The following is a 2,137-nucleotide window of genomic DNA, read 5'->3' as shown; positions in this document are numbered from 1 at the left end:
GTTTGCGCCGTGTTTTCTTGCGTGCCACTCGCCGTTCCCGAATACTTTCAAACCGGTGCTATCAACCACGATATCAATGCCTCCGGAAGTACTGGTATTTGGTCTGTAATGAACAGCCAGCTCTGCACTTCGCTTACACAAACAACTATAAGTTTGCGTATCCAAATCAAGCTTCATCATTGATATCAGTGAGGAAATACAGCCCGCAAAGTCAGGCAGGTCTCAATTGCCAGCTCAGAGAAATGATTAGCTCGCCCTTTACCGCCGTGATGTTGCGTATTGTTCCACTGTTCAATAGCATCCTCGGAAAACCAAAGCTGGATATTGCCTATGGCGATAAGGGCTTTGTTGTAATCGCGCCAGTTGGTGATACGCTTTTCGTTCAAAGTTCAATCTCGGTGTTTGCTTTTGAGCTCTGATCACACAAGACTAAATTAGTTCAATAATTTAAGAAACAACGCCGTTCAGGGTGTAAAAAATAAGACCTATAAAGTTAATCGATATGTTAATTTAAATTTATTGAGGTAACAACCTGTAGTGTATATTATGTGCAACAGTACGTTGCGGACATTACACTCAGGGCGCAAAACAACCGCCAGCCTTATGTCTGATGCAGGTGTCAGCTATGAAGTAATCCAGATGGCAATAGGTCATATTAGCGATGATGTGACTGATACTTATATAATACCCGATCCACAGATATTAACGGATGCATTGAATGACGTTTATAAATCAGTGACCCCAATAGATCACTAATGAGCAGGATTCATAAAGCGTGGTTAGTGTTGTTTGCAGGCATGCCATCCGTGTTCCTGATTGCAGGTTTGGTAAATGTGGACGATCAATCGCCCACTAGAAATTAGGAGGCGTAATGGATATAGATTTGAGAGAAAAAGATATTGATGCCGAACTAGATAAGCTTGCAACATTCTATGAATCAGGAGGCGGGTATGGTGATCTTGATGCAGAGATGGAACATCAGAGAAAGTTTCGGTTACTGATACATAGGAAAGAACATGAGGTTCGGCGCTTCAATAGCCGTATAACTGTATTCAACATTGCTTTAACGCTGAACAACATTTCTCTAGTTGTTTATCAGCCTTTCTACAAAGTCTTGATGTCAGGTATTTGTAATGCATTGGAGAGAGTATGAAAATAAACCACAAGAAAAAAGTCGCATCAAAAAGAACGCCGATTATTAAAAAATATGAAAATAGCCAAAGTATACGCTCGGTGTTGGTTAGCGGTGAGGTGTTGAATAATCCGTATGCTGTAAGTGGCGTTACGATGGCTGCAACTTACTTCATTAACTTAGGATATGGAAAAGTTAAAGCGCATTTAAAAAGGTATGATAGCCCCCTCCTAACCGAATGCAAGTTCATTCTAAATTACCCTGAAAACAAGGTTTGTGGTGCTGAAGCCGAAGTTTTGCAGGTTAAAATCGAAGGTAAGGATACGATTATTCACAGGTGTAGTGAATTTAGCGCTCATGTAGCTCCGGTAGCAGATAGGCGAAAAATGTTGCGGCTAAAATATAAAGGTAAGCACATAAAATAGGCTGAATTGGTATAAGTCCAAGGAAATAATATGAGTTCGATTCTTAAATTTTGTTTAATATTGAGAAAGCGCTCTGCCGAACATACTGAAGCAATTTCAAGGGTAGAAGGTTTGCACGGTATGGTGATTTCAATATTACGACAAGAACTAGACTCTATGATACGAGCCATCTATTTACTTAATGTCTCTGAACCGAACGAGTTGGAGAGGCTTGTAGAGCAGACCCTTAATGGAGAGGTTTGGACAGTAAAAACTGCAAAAGGGAAAATGGCGAAAGTCACTGATAGGGACATGGTTGAGTTATCAGATGAGTTAAATGGCTGGACGCGCTCAGTCTACAAATTTGGGTGTTCTTTCGTTCATTTTTCAAACTACCATGACTACAGCAGCCAAAACCCTTTTGACCAACTATCGCCAGATGAGCGCTCCAGTATTTTAGATCATATGCGTCATTATCACGGTGGGCCTGTGGGCGATTCACCTGGATTTTCGGAGTTGGCAAGTTACTTTCCTAGAGTGTTTAAAAAAGTCTCTGAAAATCTAGATTGGTACATTCGAGAGTGGCCTTGTTGATCAAATC

General features: G+C 40.9%; 3 protein-coding genes and 1 pseudogene. 3 read left to right on the top strand and 1 reads right to left on the bottom strand.

Going from position 1 to position 2,137, the window contains the following annotated elements; translation table 11 throughout:
- Positions 1–386: pseudogene (locus CWB99_RS19445) on the bottom strand (transposase); the annotation flags it as partial.
- A 485-nt stretch (positions 387–871) separates the two neighbouring features.
- Between CWB99_RS19445 and CWB99_RS19440 the strand changes: the two are divergent.
- From CWB99_RS19440 to CWB99_RS19430, 3 genes are read left to right on the top strand one after another with little or no spacing between them, the layout of a single operon-like run.
- Positions 872–1,153, top strand: a complete 282-nt coding sequence (locus CWB99_RS19440) for a hypothetical protein (protein WP_138553587.1) — start codon at positions 872–874, stop codon at positions 1,151–1,153.
- Entirely contained in the window at positions 1,150–1,557 is a 408-nt protein-coding gene (locus CWB99_RS19435) for a hypothetical protein (RefSeq protein WP_138553585.1), read from the top strand. Before CWB99_RS19440 ends, CWB99_RS19435 begins: the two co-directional genes overlap by 4 nt.
- A 30-nt stretch (positions 1,558–1,587) precedes the next feature.
- Positions 1,588–2,130, top strand: a complete 543-nt coding sequence (locus CWB99_RS19430) for a hypothetical protein (protein WP_138553583.1) — start codon at positions 1,588–1,590, stop codon at positions 2,128–2,130.
- The last annotated feature ends 7 nt before the right edge of the window (positions 2,131–2,137 follow it).

Origin of the sequence: Pseudoalteromonas rubra (assembly GCF_005887095.1) — a bacterium.
GTDB lineage: Bacteria > Pseudomonadota > Gammaproteobacteria > Enterobacterales > Alteromonadaceae > Pseudoalteromonas > Pseudoalteromonas rubra_E.
This window is presented reverse-complemented; position numbering and strand designations above follow the sequence as displayed.

Bases quoted from the DNA above. Each gene is read 5' to 3' on its own strand.
- CWB99_RS19440 (WP_138553587.1), top strand. From the start codon at position 872: ATGGATATAGATTTGAGAGAAAAAGATATTGATGCCGAACTAGATAAG.
- CWB99_RS19435 (WP_138553585.1), top strand. From the start codon at position 1,150: ATGAAAATAAACCACAAGAAAAAAGTCGCATCAAAAAGAACGCCGATT.
- CWB99_RS19430 (WP_138553583.1), top strand. From the start codon at position 1,588: ATGAGTTCGATTCTTAAATTTTGTTTAATATTGAGAAAGCGCTCTGCC.